General features: G+C 50.2%; 18 protein-coding genes. 1 reads left to right on the forward strand and 17 read right to left on the reverse strand.

Features of this window, described 5'->3' with window-relative positions; genetic code table 11:
- Nucleotides 1-71: 71 nt before the first annotated feature.
- From KZ483_RS21190 to KZ483_RS21225, 8 genes are all read right to left on the reverse strand, one after another.
- Nucleotides 72-1,493: an ABC transporter substrate-binding protein gene (locus KZ483_RS21190; protein WP_220349516.1), complete on the reverse strand. Its 1,422-nt coding sequence runs from the start codon at nt 1,491-1,493 to the stop codon at nt 72-74.
- 535 nt (nt 1,494-2,028) lie between these two features.
- Nucleotides 2,029-2,739, reverse strand: coding sequence for an IS3 family transposase (locus tag KZ483_RS21195; RefSeq protein ID WP_258881363.1), 711 nt, complete (start codon nt 2,737-2,739; stop codon nt 2,029-2,031).
- A gap of 171 nt (nt 2,740-2,910) precedes the next feature.
- The gene (locus KZ483_RS21200) at nt 2,911-3,066 is read right to left on the reverse strand and encodes a hypothetical protein (protein ID WP_220349518.1); all 156 of its coding nucleotides are present in this window, start codon (nt 3,064-3,066) and stop codon (nt 2,911-2,913) included.
- Between the two features lie 7 nt (nt 3,067-3,073).
- The gene (locus KZ483_RS21205; RefSeq protein WP_220349519.1) at nt 3,074-3,232 is read right to left on the reverse strand and encodes a hypothetical protein; all 159 of its coding nucleotides are present in this window, start codon (nt 3,230-3,232) and stop codon (nt 3,074-3,076) included.
- A gap of 22 nt (nt 3,233-3,254) precedes the next feature.
- Nucleotides 3,255-3,515 (reverse strand): hypothetical protein, encoded by a 261-nt coding sequence (locus KZ483_RS21210; protein ID WP_220349520.1) that lies wholly within the window; start codon nt 3,513-3,515, stop codon nt 3,255-3,257.
- A gap of 176 nt (nt 3,516-3,691) precedes the next feature.
- Nucleotides 3,692-4,393, reverse strand: a complete 702-nt coding sequence (gene sigK / locus KZ483_RS21215; RefSeq protein WP_220349521.1) for an RNA polymerase sporulation sigma factor SigK — start codon at nt 4,391-4,393, stop codon at nt 3,692-3,694.
- 148 nt (nt 4,394-4,541) lie between these two features.
- Nucleotides 4,542-4,850 (reverse strand): hypothetical protein, encoded by a 309-nt coding sequence (locus KZ483_RS21220; RefSeq protein ID WP_220349522.1) that lies wholly within the window; start codon nt 4,848-4,850, stop codon nt 4,542-4,544.
- A 169-nt stretch (nt 4,851-5,019) separates the two neighbouring features.
- Nucleotides 5,020-5,970, reverse strand: coding sequence for a helix-turn-helix transcriptional regulator (locus tag KZ483_RS21225; RefSeq protein WP_220349523.1), 951 nt, complete (start codon nt 5,968-5,970; stop codon nt 5,020-5,022).
- A 192-nt stretch (nt 5,971-6,162) separates the two neighbouring features.
- Here KZ483_RS21225 and KZ483_RS21230 point away from each other — a divergent pair, with 192 nt between their 5' ends.
- Nucleotides 6,163-6,546: a YmaF family protein gene (locus KZ483_RS21230; protein ID WP_220353593.1), complete on the forward strand. Its 384-nt coding sequence runs from the start codon at nt 6,163-6,165 to the stop codon at nt 6,544-6,546.
- A 106-nt stretch (nt 6,547-6,652) separates the two neighbouring features.
- Here KZ483_RS21230 and KZ483_RS21235 read toward each other — a convergent pair whose 3' ends face one another.
- The 9 genes from KZ483_RS21235 to KZ483_RS21275 all read right to left on the reverse strand — a co-directional run bounded on the left by KZ483_RS21235 (nt 6,653) and on the right by KZ483_RS21275 (nt 19,190).
- On the reverse strand, nt 6,653-7,033 hold the full coding sequence (locus tag KZ483_RS21235; RefSeq protein ID WP_220349524.1) for a hypothetical protein: 381 nt from the start codon (nt 7,031-7,033) through the stop codon (nt 6,653-6,655).
- A gap of 231 nt (nt 7,034-7,264) precedes the next feature.
- A complete protein-coding gene (locus tag KZ483_RS21240; protein WP_258881766.1) occupies nt 7,265-7,633 on the reverse strand; it encodes an IDEAL domain-containing protein in 369 nt (122 codons plus the stop codon).
- A 281-nt stretch (nt 7,634-7,914) separates the two neighbouring features.
- Nucleotides 7,915-10,176, reverse strand: a complete 2,262-nt coding sequence (locus tag KZ483_RS21245) for a glycoside hydrolase family 88/105 protein (RefSeq protein ID WP_220349526.1) — start codon at nt 10,174-10,176, stop codon at nt 7,915-7,917.
- A gap of 90 nt (nt 10,177-10,266) precedes the next feature.
- Nucleotides 10,267-12,021, reverse strand: a complete 1,755-nt coding sequence (locus tag KZ483_RS21250; protein WP_220349527.1) for a hypothetical protein — start codon at nt 12,019-12,021, stop codon at nt 10,267-10,269.
- A complete protein-coding gene (locus KZ483_RS21255) occupies nt 12,021-12,995 on the reverse strand; it encodes a sugar phosphate isomerase/epimerase family protein (RefSeq protein ID WP_220349528.1) in 975 nt (324 codons plus the stop codon). The genes KZ483_RS21250 and KZ483_RS21255 overlap by 1 nt, the downstream gene beginning before the upstream one ends.
- A gap of 253 nt (nt 12,996-13,248) precedes the next feature.
- Entirely contained in the window at nt 13,249-15,519 is a 2,271-nt protein-coding gene (locus KZ483_RS21260; protein WP_220349529.1) for a helix-turn-helix domain-containing protein, read from the reverse strand.
- A gap of 160 nt (nt 15,520-15,679) precedes the next feature.
- On the reverse strand, nt 15,680-17,230 hold the full coding sequence (locus tag KZ483_RS21265; protein WP_220349530.1) for an ABC transporter substrate-binding protein: 1,551 nt from the start codon (nt 17,228-17,230) through the stop codon (nt 15,680-15,682).
- 113 nt (nt 17,231-17,343) lie between these two features.
- On the reverse strand, nt 17,344-18,279 hold the full coding sequence (locus KZ483_RS21270) for a carbohydrate ABC transporter permease (protein ID WP_220349531.1): 936 nt from the start codon (nt 18,277-18,279) through the stop codon (nt 17,344-17,346).
- A gap of 14 nt (nt 18,280-18,293) precedes the next feature.
- On the reverse strand, nt 18,294-19,190 hold the full coding sequence (locus tag KZ483_RS21275) for an ABC transporter permease (protein WP_258881767.1): 897 nt from the start codon (nt 19,188-19,190) through the stop codon (nt 18,294-18,296).
- Nucleotides 19,191-19,270: the final 80 nt, after the last annotated feature.

A 19,270-nucleotide genomic window follows, 5' to 3' on the forward strand; every position in this document is an offset into this window, starting at 1 on the left:
GTCCTCCTCGGAAAGTAACTCAGAGCATAAAAGAAAAGATGCGCCGGTCCGCGCCGGCGCATACAGCAGTACTATTCGCCTGCTAGTTTTCCCAGAAGCGCCGTCGCATCAAAACCCGGGTCTGCTTCAATTTTCGTTTTGCCTGCAGCTCTCGCTTTGGCAAGTGAATCGTTATAGCGTTTGTTCAAATCCTGAATGATAGCATCCAGATTCCCGCCGGTCAGCACATATTTGGCGAAGGTGTCACTCCATTTCATGCCTTCGAGTGATGATTCCGTAACAGCACTCGGGTTGGCCGGGTAAATGGCGTCGTATTTGTTAGGTAGAAACCCTTCGATACCTGGAATATTTGGTTTCGTTCCGCCGCTAAGCACAGCCGGAATCAGGGAAACGCCGTATCCGTTCTCATAGTATTCCTTCTGAAAATCTACACTGTAGACATACTCCATAAACTTCCAGGCCGCTTCTTTGTGTTCTGAATCCGCACTGATTCCAATATAGGAGCCGCCAACAACCTGAAGTGCCCCCTTGATTGTGCCGTCGAGAGTCGGGACGGTCGCAGCAGCCCAGTTGACCTTGGTTGGAAACTGGTCTTTATACACACCCGGTTCGCCGGAGTGATTGATGTACATGCCGATCTTCCCTTGGGCAAATTGGGCACGCAGCGGATCAATATCCAGACTCTCAACCCCTGGAAGCATGCTGCCGTCTTTATCCATTTGGCGAAGAGCTTCGGCAATGTCCTTATACATCCCAAAGTCGAATTGTCCGGTCTGGTAGTTGTAGCCTTCGGTGCCCGTTTTAATGCTGGCCCCGGCAATCGTGTTGGCGGCCCGCCAGAAACCGCCGCCGCTCTTGAATGGGCTGGCGAAGCCGTAGGCACCGGAGCTTTTACCCGCTTCGGTAAGCTTCTTCGCGTCCTCCACCAGCTCAGCCAATGTTTTCGGAGGGGAAGCAATTCCCGCCTGCTGGAACAGATCCTTGTTATAAATCAGTCTCCAGGTTTGTCCCGTGTTGGGAAGGGAATAGATGTCGTCCCCGATCGTGTTTTTGTTCTGGATCAGGCTGTCCTTGAAGGTTGTCTTCATCTCCTCGCTCATGTAAGAGGTAATAGGAGTCAGATAACCCTTCTGAATATAGGTGGAAAAATCATTGATTTGCAGTACATCTGGCGCCTGCTTGCTCGCAAACGCAATATCCACCGCCTGGGGATAGTTATCTCCCATTACAGTCATTTCCACTTCAATGTTGTCGGTATTGGTCTTGTTGAAAGCATCAATCTTCGCCTTCATAAACTCCGCGTCATGGCGGTCCGGTGTCCAGTACTTAATCTTTGTCTTGGCTGCTGTGCTCTGGCTGCTATCGGTATTCGCCACTTCGTTCGTTTGGTCCGCCGCTCCACCGTTGCCTGTCGGTCCCGCCTGCGATGAACAGGCAGCAAGTGAAAACACCAAACCAATACTAACCGCCGCTGCAATCCACTTCTTAACCATGTTAAAGCCCCCCTTAAATGTCGTAAAACACATCTTCTGAAGCAACTGTTTGCGCTCTCCTGTGAAGCTGCTTCTATCATAATGGATACGTTTGAAATATCGTGTGGGACAATACCACTTTGCTGGGAGGGAAAAATCACTTTGTTTCCCCTTTGTTGAAGTAACCATGCTCCCCATGCAGACAGTGTGCGTAATGATTATAACGGAGACTTTTTGGGATTAACCATTCTTAGCATAAGCATAGGTTAAAAACAAAAAAAACGCCGCTCACCCTCCTTTTTGAAAGATTAGCAGCGATATTTGACGAAATAGTTGTCGGGCGATTATCTTATTTTACTAGCTTCGCTGTACCCACTTTCGTTCACACTTGCTGACACCATTGTCGTAAGAGCAATGACCGAACCGATGGATAAGTCGATCCCGCCCGAAATAATAACAAAGGTAATCCCAACGGCTGCAATCAATAAGAATGCATTACCAATAAGCAGATTATTAAGGACTTGAACCGAGAAGAATCCCGTATAACGGAATGACCCTAGTACGGAGACAGATCATAGATACTGCCATGGATTCGAATGTAATTGTAATCTTGAATAAACTGGCTGACGACGTCATACGCCTGCGGATACGTCTCAAATTCATGTCGTCGATAGCACTCCGCTTCCAATATGGAATGAAACGATTCAATGTGAGCATTCTTATTCGGCGTTTTGGGCGGTATGCGCTCGTGAATCATCTCGAACGTAACACAAGCCTCTTCAAATCGGTGGCTAATAAATTGGGGACCATTATCGGATCGAATGACCGGCCTATCCGTTTTATCAAAGCGCTGACGCTTCATTAGCGCTTCCTGCGTAATCTGAATGAGATGAGCTGCTTCACAGGTTAAACCGATATGATAAGCGATAATGGCACGATCAAACACATCCAGGATGCTCATTAAGAAGAAAAATCGCTGTTCGCCATGAATCCAACCATACTTAGTATCCGTTTCCCAGAGTTGATTGGAGCCTGTAATGACGCGATTGTTCGCCAGACGTTTGGGGTATTTGATCTTTAGCTGTCGCTGCGGACGAAGAACATCCATTCGCTTACAAAGACGGTAAACCTTCTTCTTATTAATCCGTAGCCGATATCGTCTTCTGAGCAGCACAGTGAGCTTCCGGTAGCCATACGACGCGCCTTCGCCAGCTAAACATTCCATGAGCCATTCGCAAATTTGCTCGTCACTGACCGGATTCCCCATCGTGTGTGTATGAGAGGCCAGGTACGGGACGACCGATGTTGTGAAGAGTTGCTGCCATCACTGTTTGCTGTTCCCGGTTTACAAAGGCGTAGTAGGTGGATCGCTCCACTTCCAGCACACGAAGGACGAAGCTCACGCTGTGTCCACTTGTTATATACTTCTGGGCAATCGCTATTTTATCCGCAAGTGCGGGTTCGTTTTTTTTAGTAGGTCTTTGAGAATATCCCTCTCTAGGGCTTGCTCGGCAAAGAGTTTCTTCAGTTTTTCATTCTCTCTTTCCAGTTGTGCATAATCTTCGGCTGTCGGAACGAACTTCGATTGTTTCACGCTTGTCTCATCCAGTTGATCGAGGTCTTTGCGATTCCCTAGCCCAACGAAGCACCATCTTTGGATCCAGTTCATGTTGCCTAGCTACAGCTGTCATGTTGCCAATCTCTTTCCCTTTGGCCACGACCATCTTCTTGAAATTCAGGTCATATTGCTTCTTCTTCATTTCGTTCCCCTCCGCCTCAATCTCATTGTATCGGAGTAAGAGGTGTACTGTCCAAATTCATTAGGGGGCTAAAAAGATATTCTTTGAAATCTGCATTCTTATCCGTAAGAATGTTAATTACATTCTTATACTTCTCCGTTTCAGCATAAATGTTTTCAATTAGCATTAACCTAGAAAACAAGGTTACCTTTGTCTTTGAACCGCCAAGCAGAGTTTTAATCTCACTTACTACTGGTTTTAGATCTTCATTGTATTTAATATCGATCCGTTTTCTCCTTTTCATCCAACCATCTCATCTAACTCCAACTACACCTAGTTTTTCAACCACCGGTTTCAATGTAGCTATATTTTCTGCCCATTCTCCCGATGAGAAAGAATTATAGTATCATTTATAACTGAAATTATAACATACCAAAAAAGCTGACTTCGGTGTGTCTACCGAAATCAGCTTCTTATTATTCACTTCTTCACCTTATAAAACTCATGGTACAGCTTCATTAACGCCCTTTTCTCGATCCTCGACACATACGAGCGCGAGATACCGAGCTCCTTCGCGATTTCCCGCTGCGTACGCTCTTCCCCGCCATGCTCCAGCCCGAACCTTCCAACCACAACTTCCTTCTCGCGGTCATCGAGAATATCCAAATTTTTATAAATTTTGCTTTTTTCAATTTTCAGCTGCACCTTCTCGGCAACATCGTCCGCATCCGTACCCAGGATATCGATAAGGGTAATTTCATTGCCTTCCTTATCGGTCCCGATCGGGTCGTGCAGCGATACGTCCTTGCGGGTCTTTTTCAATGACCGAAGGTGCATAAGTATTTCGTTCTCTATACAGCGGGCGGCGAACGTCGCGAGCTTGGTTCCTTTATTCGGCTGAAAGCTCTCGATCGCTTTGATCAGTCCGATCGTCCCGATCGAGATCAGGTCTTCGAGATCTTCACCGGTATTATCGAATTTCTTGACGATATGCGCCACAAGGCGCAGGTTATGCTCAATAAGCAGGTTTCGGGAATGCTGATTGCCGTCCGCCATCAGTTGCAAGTGCTTGATTTCTTCTTCTTCATGAAGCGGCTGCGGGAACGCGTTGTTTTTGACGTACGAAACGAGAAGGGACAGCTGTTTAACAAATAGTGCAATCGCCGCAAACAATCCAGGCATCGTTAAAGCCACCTCCATGCTGATTTGACGCAGGTGCGAAAGACATTCCTTATCCCTGCGCTGACAATGAAGACTGTTCTACATTGTATGTGGGCGGTGGCCTATGCGTGCCTGTACGGCTCTTCAGCGATTGAATTCCGGCAGCGATTTAAGAGACAAAGGTTCTTGAGTGACGGCTGCTCCTTGCTGTTTCCAGACTCCCCGACTTCCCAATACCGATAAATGCCAGGATACCAAGACATGTTGTCAAGGTCATTACCTGCTTCGCCGCATCCAACTCGTAACACCAATAAGCTTGGTGCACATAGACTGCCGATTTCCCCTTCCAATCGAGGAAATGCAATTCTTCTCCGGCTTCTTTCTCGAGATGGTCCTGAAAGCCGCAGTAATCCATATCTTTCGTATTACTCCCCTCGCAGTAGCGGTCGAAAGCATACTTAGTCAAGATCAGTTTCATAACATTCACCTCATATTTTATATTTGTCTTTGCTTTGCACGTCGATTGCTGCTTCTGTCCCTCATTATGGTGTTAGGACACGACACAAGTACGTCAGCGAATGTTTGTTCGTATTTCGGGAATAATGCCAAAAAGGCCCTTCACACAAAGGGCCTCTCTGTTTCCGTCCTTATTGGTACATCAGCGTCCATTCGCTTAACTGCTTTTTTAAAGCTTCCCGGATGGATTTGGGCTCCAATATTTCCGCCGCGGGTCCATACTGCAGGATCCACCTGATGAACTCTTTCTCGTTGTTTACGGTCACCTCGAAAATCATGCTGCCGTCCTTCTGGTCCTTCATACGCGGGTGAACAAAGAGCTCCTCTTCTTTTATGTATCTGGCAACCTCGGCGCTAAACCGGACTTTAAAGGTAATATTCTTATCGCCCTGCTCAATGGACCAGGTGTTCTTCAAGTGCCTCTTAATGTTGAAATCGCCCTTGTCGAAAGTCTCGGCAGTCAGATCAGCCCTTAGAAAACGGCTGATCCGGAACGTCCGGATTCCCTGCTTCAAATGGCAGTAGCCGATGAGATAGAACCGTTGGTCGCGCGGCACGAGGTAGTATGGATCAATCTTCCGCTCCGTCGTCTCGTTGCGGGACTGGGTATGGTAGACTGTATCGATCGTCCTTTGCTCGAGAATAGACTGGATAATCGGCTGCAGAAAGTTAGGGCTTTCCTTGCGGTAAGCCGGTGTACCCATCTGAATAATGCCGGCGATATCCTCGATGATGCTGTTCTGGCGGGATTTCTCCTTAAGGTGAGTTGCCATTACTTTATCATATGCCGTCTGAAATCCGGGCGGCAGCTTGTCATTATCGAGTACGGACGGAAGCAGTGAGAACGCGAGGGCTTCCTGTTCGGAGAAATTGAGCGGATACATAAAAAATTTACCCATAAACCGGTATCCGGTGCCTCTGCCTTCATTCGTGACGGGAGCGATGTGGTTCAGAGTATCCAGATCCCTGTATATGGTCCGGATGTTAACGTCGCATTTGAAAGCAAGGTCAGCGGCGGAGATACCCGGATTCGCCTGGATGGCGTTTATGATGTTGAAGATGCGTATGACTTTGTCGATCATAATCTTTCTCCTCGGGTTTCTGTAATTGGCTGGTATCTGCTGAAGATAATCATTCGACAAAATGCCAGGTTCTTCCTTCTATATGCTTAAGCGAATTTTCATTACGCGCTGCCGAGTTTGGTATGATCCGCACCCTTTTGCAAATTGCATTCATAAACATAAGGAGGATAAATTTAAGGAGTGAAGCTACCTGTGGAAATACCTGTTACAGGTTTTGTTTTTCATAATGAACAATCAGGCTCCGATCATTCCCACGTCTTATATATTACGACTTGGAATGGAAGACCCGTTCATGTACATCAATTTGCCGGCGTGACTTCGTTTGATGTCGGACATCGGCATCAATACGCCGGCACTACGGAACCTGCACCCTCGGGAGTCCCCCATGTCCACGGCTACTCTACCGTAACGTCATTTGACGATGGTCACACTCATACGATTAGAGGAACTACCGGACCCGCCATTCCATTGCAAGACGTCGGACACATTCATTACTTTGAAGGGTCTACTACCGTTGACGGCATGATTCCCCACTCGCACAGATATAGCGGTAATACCGGTAATGAAATAAGCTGATTCACTTCCACTGAGAATGATACCAAAAACAAAATACCGGTCTCCCGAAGTGATGCTGGAAGCCGGCTTTTTATAAGCGAAACGTCAATAATTGTTCCGGGCCTATTTACTTGCTCACCCGGCGCGATGCTGCTGAAGTCCTTGATTTATGCGTTTTTCCGGCCCTCGTTCTTCTTTTTTTGCCGGATACGCTTGTTATGGTCGCTTTTGGTCCCATGAGAGAGCCGAAGAGCTTGAACATAGGAGTGATTTGCTGGAATATACCGAACAATTTTTGAATCTTGCCCATGGAAGATATGAATCCATCGAGACCTCCAAGCCAATTTGAAGGAGCAGGCACCGAGGTTTGAGAACCGAAAATACCGGGTACCCCTTGATTGATAAACGGAGGTGCCGCTTGCTCTGCAGGTGTGAACATTTCCTGAGAGTTACCGCCTAATGGAAACATTGCCTGTTTCACATTGGCTTTCTTCCGGTTTTTCTTCATTAATCTCATTCCTTTGCATAAGTTCTCGTTCAATAGACATTAAACTGAAAATGGTTTACCTCTGACAAGTTATGTACGATGCTCTTATGTGGTATGGGTAATAAACTACACCGAGCTAATATAGGCTTTCAATTATTTTTTGAACAATGCAAGCATCGAACGCTAACTTATTTATGACAAAGACAAAGCGGCAAGCCGTGGCGCCTGCCGCTTTATACTAATTTCATGATCTTATCCAAGAAAACCCAACCGATTTGTATTCGGTGAAGTAATGATATTAGGCTCTCCGCTTCGGGTAGAGTCTTGAGGAATAGCGTTTAATTTCAGAGTTAATTCCGTAAACCAGGCTTCGTCTCTGACGGATAGAGCGATATCGATCAGACTTTCAATCTGCTGCTTGTTGACTAGTGAAGTCACGGGCAGCTTCTTCACCGATTGCTCCCGTATTTCGACTTTTTTTCCAACCGCAGTCTCATTATCCGATGCAACAACGTATATGGCCACGGTGCCCTGCAATAAATCAACGGATTCGATAAAACCGTGCACCAATTCTCCTTGATTAGTATTTCCCTGCACCCATTCGCCGATTTCAAATTTCATCACAATTACCACCGCCTAATCAAAATTATAGACACAATATTCGAAGCAACCCTAACAGCCACCTGCCGCATTCTTCACTAATGACTCATTGTATGCCGCGTAATGCGTTCTTGTAATACTGTAATTATAATGGTTACAGTTTTAAATTGCAATCCCTTGTGCACAAATTAATGCCGCACTTCCGTTATTGCGATCCTCATGATTCCCGCCGATGTTGTCCAGAATACAGCAAAGGCCGCCCGAAACATTAAGTTTCGGGCGGCCTCCAAGCCTCCGGTTATCTAGCGGGAGGGTATAAGGGTGTTCTTCAAAAACGATTGCAGCTTCTCCGCTTCAACCCCGGCGAGCATCATAATACCGATGCCGTGATTGTCGTTAAGCACGGTGGTCAGATCGTATTTGTAATAATCCGGGGAGTACGAATACCGTGACCCGCTGCAGACTCCGTACACATTCCCTTGACGGTCGATCGCTTTGGAAGTCAATCCCCGCCATGCTTTCAAGGCTGCGGCGCCGTATTTCTCCGGCTCCTCCAGCCATCCGAATCGGACGCCTCTGGCAAAAGCGTATGCGAACATCGCCGTACACGATGCCTCTTCATAAGCATCCGGCTCTGTAAGGACCTGCCGCCACAGACCCGATTCTCCCTGCAGCGCGGCGACTCCGGCGCACATCTCCCGGAAGAACGACAGAAGTGCAGGTCTGTCCGGATGATCCCCGGGCAAGCTTTCAAGCAGCTCCGAAAGCGAGAACAGGCACCAGCCGTTGCCCCTTCCCCAAGGGATTCGCGTTGCTTTGCCGTACTTGAAATCGAACACATGTGACATAACGCCCCACTCGGGAATAAACAAATAATTGCGGAACAGGAGGAACTGTTTTGCCGCATCGTCGATATATTGGCGTTCGCCGGTTGTTTTGTAATACCTCGCTAGAAACGGCGTACTCATGTACAGGTCGTCCGCCCAAATCGTATCGGCTGAATATTCGCCTATACAGAGACGGTAATAAGCGCCGTCCGGTCTCCGTTCCAGTCTGTTTGCCATGAAATCGGCGATGACGTCCGCAACGGGCAGGAAGCTTTCGTCTTGGAATTCAAGGTAAGTCTCCAGCATGGCTGAACCGAAAGACCCGCAGTTATCGAGCATTTTCATCAGCACAAGCTGCTGGTTAAGAGATGGAAAACCATACCGCTCCCGGTCCCAAAGCGAATAGCTGTACATGTCCGTACAGCTCGCGACATGATTGCGCGCATACCCAGCAATATCGTCGCGTCCGAGGGCACGTGCAGCTTGGAGAAGACCGTAAATCGTGACGCCCAGCGGGTAATCCCAGCGGGCGAAATTCGTCGAAGAACCGGTGGTCCATTTGTTGCTCAGCATTGCATTCTCATAATAAGGCCGTACATTCAGGAGCGGGCCGTCGAGCGTCCAGTAGGTTTGCCCGTCAGGCTTCCCTTCGCCGTCGACCTTGTCGAATAAACGCTTAACAGATTGTATCCGTACGGGATCGGGCAGGTCATACGCCGGCAAGAGCGGTCCAGCATACAGCCATGGCTGATCCGTTCCATGTACCGGAATGGGCTGCTCGAACCGTACTTTCCCGCCCGCAGCGCTAACCGCGAGCTCGAAGCCCCAACCGCTCGCTCCGCCGACCGTCCGGACAAGCACGCTGCTTCTGCCCGGAGTGACCGGAAGCTCCCGGCGGAAGCTTCCCGCTTCAGTAAGCTCAATGATCTGTTTGCCGTCCAGCCATATCGTCGTGACGCCGTGGACTCTTCCTTCCCAAACTGCCGTGCCGTCAACTGCCGGAAGCTGCAGTGCGGACCAGGCGTATGCCGCTGCAGGGGTTCCCGGCAAACCGAAGATCCGTTCACAGTTCGGCTTCGCGGCTTCCTCTTCATCCCAGCTTAGCCGGGGAAGCCACTTGATTCCTGATCCATTGTCCGATTCCGGGGATCTGTAATCCGGGAACGAACCGTTCTCTCCGTAAACCGGTTCCGCTGCAGGCTCGGAGAAGATCCAGCCGGCCGCGCCCGCACGGTCCGCGAAGGGTGAGAGAACGTTCAGGATGCGAACCTTCGCTTCCTCCGCGCCGAACAGGCACCCGAAGCCAGCTTCCGTCTTGCGCGTCTCGATAAGCAGGGTATTCCACCCTTTATCCAAAGTTAGCGGAATGACCGCTTTTGCGGCCGGATTCAGTTCATCCATGACGCTTGAGCGGTAACAGAGCTTTTCATTGAGATACAGCCTTACCGGGCTGAACGGTTTAAGGCCGCTGTCGATCGACCGTTCCCCGTCGCTCCACACAAGTGCGAAGGCATAAGCGTACTCGCCGGCTTTCGCCGCAGGCAGCTTTGCAGACAGATCGATATCGTAATAGCCTTCTTTCGTCTGCAATATGCCCGCCTCGGAGAAAGCCCGGAGTGCATAAGGCGTCTCCGGGTTGGCTCCGATGTACCGATTGGCAAGCACGGTAAGAATTTGTTTGTCGTCTTTACCCATCCAATAGCCGGCGCTTTCGCGCGGCTCGATATATTCCGTCATTCTCATACCTCCATGTTCGGCCGGAAAGCAAGCGCTGCAGGTAATCCTCCCCGCACCGCAGACATCCGGCAGCGTTCAATCCGGTTAATGCTATAAATCTGTGACAGCAGGTGACAAACGTATGAAGATTTCCTTCTCGAACGGCGTCATAACGTTGACCAGAAGCGTACGGCAGCCGGCCGGATACGAAGCGCCCCGTACTGAAGATGCCAAGTGCTCGTGATCCCCGCCTGTAACCTCCAGCCAATCGCTTTCCGTTATATATCGGACCGCTCCACCCGTCCAGAAGGATGCATTCTCTCCTGCCGGCTTTAACCCGTCTGCAATAATTTCGCCCTCGCCGCCGAACACAAGAGAGATCTGGGTCATCACTTCGGCAGGCTCGTCAGAACGGACCCGAAGCTTCCAGCCGTCAGAAGACTCTGTTATATCCGCCTCGACGGTATGCTTCTGACTGTGGGTAAGCGGACGCTGATGATGCGGGAGAAGGTACCACGGACTGACAGGCTGCTTCGCGGCTTCAGGAAGCAAGTGCCCCGGCACAGGACCGTAGTAGCCTTTCTCCTGGACGGCCGTCAGCCGATACCCGTTATCCAGCGGCTCCATATGCGTCATCGGGACGAATCCCGGTTCGAAATACGAAGCGATTTGTACGGCCAGCAGGCGAGTGCTGCCGTGGCGAAGCGCGAAGAAGGAAGACGTCTCCGTCATGATCGTCACGCTTGTATTGCCGCTGCGCTGCCGCGCAACCTGCGAGCCGAAATCGGTATGCAGCCGGCTGTGTTTAATCCGGCCCCCATGTCCTGCCGCCTCGATTTCCTTCAAGTAATCGGCGCGCAGGAATGATCCGTTAATCATCTTCCGGTAATGCGTCGGGAGCTCAGCCGGGCTTACCCCGGGATCCCGCAGTGACGGATCGAGCAAATATCCGAGAAGCGCATTATTCGGTAGGCCTCCGGGATGCTTCAGAAACCCGCCGGCCCAAGCCGCCATGGCGGCGAACAGCGGATCGCGGTCCAGATGCGCCATAATCGTATAAGCCGGAAAGTAGCCTGCCAGACTGTGTACATGACCGAAATCCTGACGACCGGAATAATCCGTAACTACCTCTCCGGACGGATGGACGAGATAAACCATCATCCGTAAATTGGCCCGCACCGGCTCCAGCAGCTGAGGCCTGTTCAATAATCTCGCGGCATGAATCAGCATGATGTCGCTGACTGCGTTGTAGATGCCGTTGCTGCGTTCGGTCCACTCGCCGTCCGGTGTGCAGTCCATACCCTCGGCAAGCCACTGCTCCGCCCGCCGCGCCGCTTCCTCAATGCCGAACAGCTGGTGAATATACCCGAGCGCCGCGCAAAGAACCCATCGATGATTCGGCGTGTGGCAGCCTCCCGTGAGCATGGCCGGAATCGACCGTTCCAGAAACAGCCGCATCTTCGCGATTACAGGTCCCAGCGGTGCCCATCCGTCGGCTGCAAGCAGCTGATAGAGCTGCGAATAACCGACAATCACAAATGCCGTATCCGGCGGCGAATGATAATTCGTCCACCCGGGGGATATCGTCCCGTCGCCGTGCTGGAAGCGCAGCATATAATCCGAAGCGAGGCTTAACCGTTCAAGCAGTTCCTTATCGTGATAGTACGCCGAATCTGGATTGACCAACGCAGCGGTCCATATCGCCATCGTATCCGGCGTACCGCCGTTATGGTTGGGCCATGCGATACCGTTCTGCGGGTCAACGACGCCGCCGTAGTACCGGCTGTCCCTTCCCAGCACCTGGCCGGCCATACCGGCCTGCACCAGAGCGTCGTTTAATGATACAAGCCTCCGATACTCAGACATTATTGTCCCTGCCCTTCGCCCGATTTGTTCTTTAGTGCGGAGATTTTACCCGTTATGAGCGCATGGCTTTCCTCAATTTCCTCCGGCGTGCAGGCCGATTTGAGCTCGTACACCTTGACCCTCGCCCTGTCGATAATAGCGAGAAAACGGTCGAAGAACGACATGTCCTTGCTATTCACATAGGGGCACCAATGGTCGGACAAGCCTATCGTCTCATGGATATGCACACCGATGATATCATCGATCATCTCGCCGGCTTCCTTGGCATTATCGTACAAGCCCATCCGGTCCATCATCATGCCGTGGCCGATATCGTACCACAAATAAACCGGCGCGCCCTTCAAACGGTTGATAACCGTTTTCGCCTCCTGCAATGTCGGCATCTGGTAGCACCGCGAGCGGGTTTCAATACCGAACGCTACGTCATAGCCTTTGGCTGCCGAGCGCTCGCACACTTCTTCAAGACTGTCTCCGATTCGGCGCAAATACTGTCCGCTGAGCGATTCGCGCCGGTCCAGCATTTCCCGCCAAAGCTGTGTATACGCTGGGGAATCCGGACCCTGCTCGTTATAGATGCCTTTCAGCTGCTGGTCGATGTTGCAGGGGAAAGGAACCTCTCCCGGATGAACCACGACCGCCTTCGCCCCGTAACGGTGCGCATATTCCGCCGACTGCAGCAGAAGCTCGATCGCACGGACCCGCTTCTCTTCGTCGTCAAAGCCAAGCAGTACGGAATCCGTACCGTAATCGGGATCCGGAGTATGCGGAAAGGTATTGTGCACGCTCGAAACGCCGATCTCCCCCCGTTCGATCATCGGTTCGATCGTCGTCAGCATTTCCTTCGTTACGTTATAGTTGAGCTCCACTTGCCGGAATCCTAGCGAACGGATTTCCTCCGCCATCGCACGTCCTTCGGTATGACGCTTTATATTCCAGCATGTAGAGAATGAATATTCCCCTTTCGGTGTATGCATAAGGACCTCCCGTCATTGCCGCCCCGGATCAGGCGGATCGCCTTTTTTATCTGTTGACCCTATACCGCTTCAGGCATAAAACCTCTCTTCGGCATGGCCCCAGTATGGCATGCGATTGCCCGGACCCGCAATAAACTAGTTTCGGGAGGATACATTGGAAGCGAAAGCCCAACTGCCGCAAAAAATAAACCATTTTCACAGCGCTAAACCATTTTCAAAACCCTGATTTCATGCGAGAAAACCCTTACAAATGTTAGCCTGCAGCTGGATCCGGCTTCATCTTCAGCTTGCGGTAATCGCCCGGCGTTATGCCGGTTAGCCGTTTGAATACGCGGCCGAATGTAATGGAATTCGCATAACCTACCGCCATCGCGATTTCCTGAATCGGCGCCTCCGTTTCGGCGAGCAGATGTTCCGCCCGCTGCATGCGGAGCTGAACGAGAAAGTCGACGAATTTCATATCGAACTCGATTTTGAACAGGTAGCTGGCATACTTCGCCGAGATCTGAAACCGGTCGCTCAGATGCTTCAGGGACAGATCGGGGTTGGAGAAATGCTCTTCGATATAATTTCTCATCTCGTTTATCATAGCCTTGTAGCTCTTCGTCTCGCTGACAGCGACGTACGTACGGTAAATATCCGTCAAATATTCCGATAATACGGCCTGCATATGGCCTAGTGTGACCGAACGATTAAGCTTCAGCCGCCATTCTTCCGCCCGCTCGCCCGATAACTGGTCGTGAAGAGAGTCCGACATGTCGCTTAGCTCGCGGCCAAGCATATGAAGAAGCGCCTGAATCAGCGATCTTATCTCCTCATCCTTCAATAAATCCGCCTCTAATGAGATGAATATTTGTTCCAACCGCTGACGCCATTCGTCGCTTGTCAATCTGAAAGCTTTTACGAGCTCAGCAATCATTTGCAAATATTGATAGGACTCCTTCGGCGCGGCGCCCAGCAAGTCGTCGCTCATGACAACGGAATCCTTGCCCAGCGATAACTTGTGCTGCAAAGCGGCAGCAGCCGTATTGTAGGAATTCTGAACGCCGTGATAATCATCCGCAGCTGAGCCGATGCCAAAAGACAACCGGATGCGCAGATTCTCCTCCACCCAAAGACGGCTCTGATCCGCCCAGGCGCGCAGCTGATCTTTAACATCCAGGGATTCATCGGGAACGACAAATATAAGCCCGGCCCTGCTGCCGCTGATCCATTCCGCCCATCCATGCGCTCCGCCGCTTCGGGTTAATTCCTGAAATACGTTAATCAACGCGAACTTTAATGTATTCTGATCCCAGGCGGAATAGCTGCTTTGAAATTCGCTATATTGGTTGATTTCCGTTACAACGACGTACAATTTTGCCGCAGACGCGTCTTTAGGCAGTAAAGAACCGAGCTGCTCAAGCCGCTGCTCTACAGTGTTCAATCGTTCTCCTCCGATCATATCCAGGAAGAGCTGCCGCCTGCGCACAAGCAAATTCTCATGATGCTCTTTCTCGTAATCCATCGTCTGATTAATCAGGCTTTCCAGCGCGCTGTCGATTAAAGACAGCTCGTCTGTCTTCGGCCTCCCGTCTTCTATCCGGAGCTGCATCGATTGAATACGGTTCATCATCACCTTAATCGGTTCATAATTTCTTCTTGTAATATAAATAATATAAATGACAGCGCACACTACCGTAAGAATACCAATTACGATCCATACGTATGAAATGACGGAAACCCATGCGAACAGCTGTCCTGCCTTGATGCCGCTCTCGAACGTCCAACCCAGCTCGGGCGAGTGAAGCGTCGTCAGCACCTTGCCCGACTGCTGCTCCGGTTCGCCGCCGTTCGAGTGCGCCCTGTAGATCAGTTTCCCGTTATTGTCGAAGATCTGAAGGAAAGATTCCACACTGTTCGTCATCTGGTCGACGTTCCGCTCGAGTGCGTGCATACTGACATTGATTACGATCATCCCTTGCGAGCCAAATGGCAGCGGAAGCCTCTTGTACATAGAGATAACCTGCGTCGGTTGATCCGTAGTCGCAGCCTCTCCGATATCCTGGTACTTTCGTACGTCGGACCACCCGCGGAAATCCGGAGCGCGCAGCGCCTTTTCGATAAACGAACGGTCCTTAAACGAAGCCAAATCGGATCGTCCGTTAAGGGTGAGAATGCTTTTGTCCGAATCGCGGTAGATATAGATCGATTGAATCAAATCATTATTGCTTGTAATATTCCGCATACTGTCGACCAGATCGTACAGCTGCATACCTTCCTCATCTTTGGATGAGGAGGAATTGAGAAAAGCGTTATAATCCGGATTGAACTCGACTTCCTTCAATACAGTCATTTCGATTTCCGTCATCGAGCGGTCCAGGCTGTCGGCAATATATCCCGTCGATATCCGGTCTGCTTTCTCGGTTTCTTTGCGCGAGGTTTCACTGACAATAATGAACGAGAGAAATATTATAATCGACACCGTAAGAACGAATATTGGAAAATAGGATAGCAGCAGCCGGCGGTACCAGTTCTTTCGCAAACCTGCATCACTCCTGCCTTATTGGGAAAAATAGGTTAAGCGTTTTACCTACCTCTATTGTAGCATGAGCGGCCGCTGTCGGAAACACGGAAAAAGGGACAGGCAGCAGCTCCCATCCCTTAGTTCCGGCGTATTGAGTTTATTTCATTTCGTTTACAGCCTATTTCTTCGCAGCCAGAAAAGCGTCGAACTGCTTTTGTTTCTCGGCAACGACTTTATCGACGCCGGCGTCTTTCAAGGCGTTAATATATTGAGGAAGCACTTTCTCATAATCAACGGAGCCGGTTTCAAGCGCTCTCTGATACTGCTTGATGACGTTCGCAAGCGCGCCGACTTCCGCTTTTACCGATTCGCTGTCAAATACGAAACCAAGACCAGGCGAGGATTTGGCGTTCTTGTTGAACTCGCGGAACTGGTCCCATTTGTCCGGAGCTTCCGAATTCCAGATGTAGTTGAGGAACTGGTTGCCAAGCTCCCATGCAACGCCCGGAGCGTAGCTGGCGGACTGAGCGGTCGGCGTAATGATTTCCCCGCTGCGCGTGTAATGCACGCCTTCGATTCCGAAGTTCAGCAGATTAACGATTTCTTTATCGGTGTGAAGCAGGTTAATGAGCATCATCGCCCGCTCCGGATCCTTGGACGTCGAGGAAATCGCCAGCATCGCGCCTGCCGTTTCGGAGGTGGACACCGTTTTGCCGGTCATCGTAATTTGAGCCAGCTTGCCCTGCAGGCCTGTTGCGTTGGCAATTTCTTCGGCTTTACCCGGTTTGAGCGGCTCTACGGTAGAAAACACATTGCCTGCTTTATAAGCATCGCCGCTTGACAATTGCGTCGTCGCCGCGTCGCTGTTGATGTAGCCTTTAACGTAGAAGTTGCGGGCCACTTTCAAATAGCGCTTGTAAATATCATATTCCTCGACCATTTTTACCGTCGTGTCGTCGGTATTTTTCAATATCGCTCCCGGAATGGTGGAATCGCCAAGGAAATCATACTCCGCGAAGAAATGTGAATTGAATAGTCCGTCTCTTGCGTAAAGCGGGATCATGCCCGGCTTTTTCTCTTTCACTACTTTATAAATAGCTTCCAGGTCTTCCGGCGTTTTCACGGCATTCATGTCGAGGCCGAGTTCATCTGCGATATCCTTTCTGTAGACGATGCCGCCAACGGATGCCAGCTCTTTGTTCGTCGGCACGCCATAGTTTTTACCGTTGATTTTGGCGCCTTCGAGGAAAGCCGGATCAAGAGAACCCAGAATGCCTTGACCGTGCTTCTTCAGCAGGTCGCCGATTTCCGTATAGGCGCCCTTTGCCACGTTTTTGGCGTAGCCGTTCCATTGTGCAGTGAACATAACGTCTACCGGCTCGCGGGAAGCGATCATCAGGTTCATCTTCTCATCCCATGCGCCCCAGTCAATCTGCATAATATCGATCGTTGCATTGATTTTTGCCGTCAGAAGCTTATTAAGAGCTTCTTCTACCTTCGCCTCATCCGGCTGCTGCGGGCCTTCATATAATAATTTCAGCTTATAGGGCTGCAGATCGGATGAAGTCGATCCTTCTGCGGGTTCTGTGCCGCCGCCGTCAGCCGGTTTCTCCGCCGCCGGTTGTTGATTGCCGCCCCCATTGCTGCCTCCTCCGCATGCAGTCAGGATCAAAGCTGCGGTCAACATCATTGCGAGAAGCATAAATGCTCTTTTTTTCATGTGCTTCATATACGGGTGGACCTCCCTTAAAGGTTATCAAAGTTATATGCTAAACCGGTGATACCGGGTAAAGCCGGATTGATTTGCGCCGCCGCGCATATTTTGTCCCGTCCGAGTCCGAATCAGCCTTTCACGGCTCCGACAGTCAAGCCTCTGATGAAATATTTCTGAAAGAACGGGTAAGCGAAGATAATCGGGCCGATGCCGACGATAACCATCGCCATCCGGACGGTTTCGCTCGGAAAATTAAGCATTCCGCCGGCCTTGCTGATTTCGGCGGCAGCGGTCGGGTTGCTCGACAGGTACTGAATGTTCGCCATCATCTTATACATCAAGTATTGAACCGAGATATTCTCTTCACCTGTAATAAACACCAGACTCAGGAACCAGTCGTTCCAATAGGTCAATGTTTGAAACAAAGCGACTGTGGCCAATACCGGAAGCGAAAGCGGCATTACGATTTGAAAAAATATGCGAAGCTCGCCCGCACCGTCGATTTTGGCCGACTCGACAACTGCTCCCGGAATCGTCGTTTGGAAGAACGTGCGAACGATTAACACGAAGAAGGCGGAAACGATATACGGCATGATCAAAGCCCATAAAGTATCTTTGAGATCCAGCATTTGAACGTAAACCAGATACCACGGCACGAGACCGCCGGTGAAAAGCATCGTGAAAAAAACAAAGAAGGTAAAAAATTTGGCGTGCGGAAAATCGCTTCGCGAAATCGGATAAGCGTAAAGCGCGATCACGATCATGCTAAGAGCGGTCCCGATCGCAGTAACCGCAATCGAAATGCCGTACGAATGGCCGATCTGGCCTATGTCCTTCAGTATAAATTCGTAAGCGCTTAAATCGAATTGTTCCGGAATAAACCGGTATCCTTCACGAACGATCGACCCTTCGTTAGAGAACGATACCATTACGATCAGCAGAAGCGGAATGATGCAAAGCAGCGAATATAGGATGAAGAACAGATGGATACCCACTGAAGCCGCATAGGACAGCCGGTTTTTGGGATTGGCTCCCGCAGGAGCTTTGGTAATAACGGCTTCCATTAAGAAGATCCCTCCTAGAATAAAGCGTTCTCTTTGTTAAATCGGCGTACGACCCAGTTGGACAAGAAGACGAGTGCAAACCCGACAACCGACTGCAGCAGCCCCGCGGCCGAAGACAATCCAATGTCGCCGACGGTCAGGAACGTCCGGTACACATACGTATCAATAACATTGGTGACGGGGAACAATACACCCGACTCCCTCGGAACCTGGAAGAACAGCCCGAAATCGGCGTTAAAGATCCGTCCGATCTGCAGCAGCGTCATAATCGTGAGAATTGGCGTGATAAGCGGAATCGTAATACGGGTCATCTGCTGCCATTTGCTTGCGCCGTCGATGGTAGCCGCCTCGTACATCTCATCGTCTATTCCGATGATGGCTGCCATGTAGATAACGGTATAGTACCCCATCCCTTTCCACGTATTGACCAGAGGAAGAATGACCGGCCACACTTCTTTCGTAAAGTACCATTGAATCGGTTCGAGGCCTAGCGCCGGAAGCAGCGTATTGTTGAAATAACCGTGCTCGTCGCTCATAAAGCCGAATACGAGATAGCTGATAACGATCATGGACAGAAAGTAAGGCAGGAACATGACGGTCTGATGAAACTTCGACAAAAAACGGTTTTTCATTTCGTTCAACATGAGCGCAAATGCAAGCGGGAAAATCAGATTCAAAACGATAAAAAGCGAGTTGTACAGCAGTGTGTTTCGGGTAATGATCCAGACGTCCGACGTTTTGAACAGATATTCGAAATTTTTAAAGCCGACCCAAGGGCTGTGCAATATTCCGGTCTGATAGTTGACGGTCTTGAAAGCGATGATGATCCCCGACATCGGAATGTAATTGTTCACCAGCAGCAGCAGGATGCCCGGAAGCATCATGATGTAAAAGATCCAGTATTTCCTCATCGTCTGAAGCAAAAAGGGTTCCTCCTTCTCCTTATCTCTTCTCTACGTCAAGTGTATGAAAAAACGACGCCCTGCTCTAG

The organism is Paenibacillus sp. sptzw28, assembly GCF_019550795.1.
GTDB lineage: Bacteria > Bacillota > Bacilli > Paenibacillales > Paenibacillaceae > Paenibacillus_Z.

Bases quoted from the DNA above. Each gene is read 5' to 3' on its own strand.
- KZ483_RS21190 (WP_220349516.1), bottom strand. From the start codon at position 1,493: ATGGTTAAGAAGTGGATTGCAGCGGCGGTTAGTATTGGTTTGGTGTTT.
- KZ483_RS21195 (WP_258881363.1), bottom strand. From the start codon at position 2,739: ATGGGGAATCCGGTCAGTGACGAGCAAATTTGCGAATGGCTCATGGAA.
- KZ483_RS21205 (WP_220349519.1), bottom strand. From the start codon at position 3,232: ATGAAGAAGAAGCAATATGACCTGAATTTCAAGAAGATGGTCGTGGCC.
- KZ483_RS21210 (WP_220349520.1), bottom strand. From the start codon at position 3,515: ATGAAAAGGAGAAAACGGATCGATATTAAATACAATGAAGATCTAAAA.
- sigK (WP_220349521.1), bottom strand. From the start codon at position 4,393: ATGCCTGGATTGTTTGCGGCGATTGCACTATTTGTTAAACAGCTGTCC.
- KZ483_RS21220 (WP_220349522.1), bottom strand. From the start codon at position 4,850: ATGAAACTGATCTTGACTAAGTATGCTTTCGACCGCTACTGCGAGGGG.
- KZ483_RS21225 (WP_220349523.1), bottom strand. From the start codon at position 5,970: ATGATCGACAAAGTCATACGCATCTTCAACATCATAAACGCCATCCAG.
- KZ483_RS21235 (WP_220349524.1), bottom strand. From the start codon at position 7,033: ATGAAGAAAAACCGGAAGAAAGCCAATGTGAAACAGGCAATGTTTCCA.
- KZ483_RS21240 (WP_258881766.1), bottom strand. From the start codon at position 7,633: ATGAAATTTGAAATCGGCGAATGGGTGCAGGGAAATACTAATCAAGGA.
- KZ483_RS21245 (WP_220349526.1), bottom strand. From the start codon at position 10,176: ATGACGGAATATATCGAGCCGCGCGAAAGCGCCGGCTATTGGATGGGT.
- KZ483_RS21250 (WP_220349527.1), bottom strand. From the start codon at position 12,021: ATGTCTGAGTATCGGAGGCTTGTATCATTAAACGACGCTCTGGTGCAG.
- KZ483_RS21255 (WP_220349528.1), bottom strand. From the start codon at position 12,995: ATGCATACACCGAAAGGGGAATATTCATTCTCTACATGCTGGAATATA.
- KZ483_RS21265 (WP_220349530.1), bottom strand. From the start codon at position 17,230: ATGAAGCACATGAAAAAAAGAGCATTTATGCTTCTCGCAATGATGTTG.
- KZ483_RS21270 (WP_220349531.1), bottom strand. From the start codon at position 18,279: ATGGAAGCCGTTATTACCAAAGCTCCTGCGGGAGCCAATCCCAAAAAC.
- KZ483_RS21275 (WP_258881767.1), bottom strand. From the start codon at position 19,190: ATGAGGAAATACTGGATCTTTTACATCATGATGCTTCCGGGCATCCTG.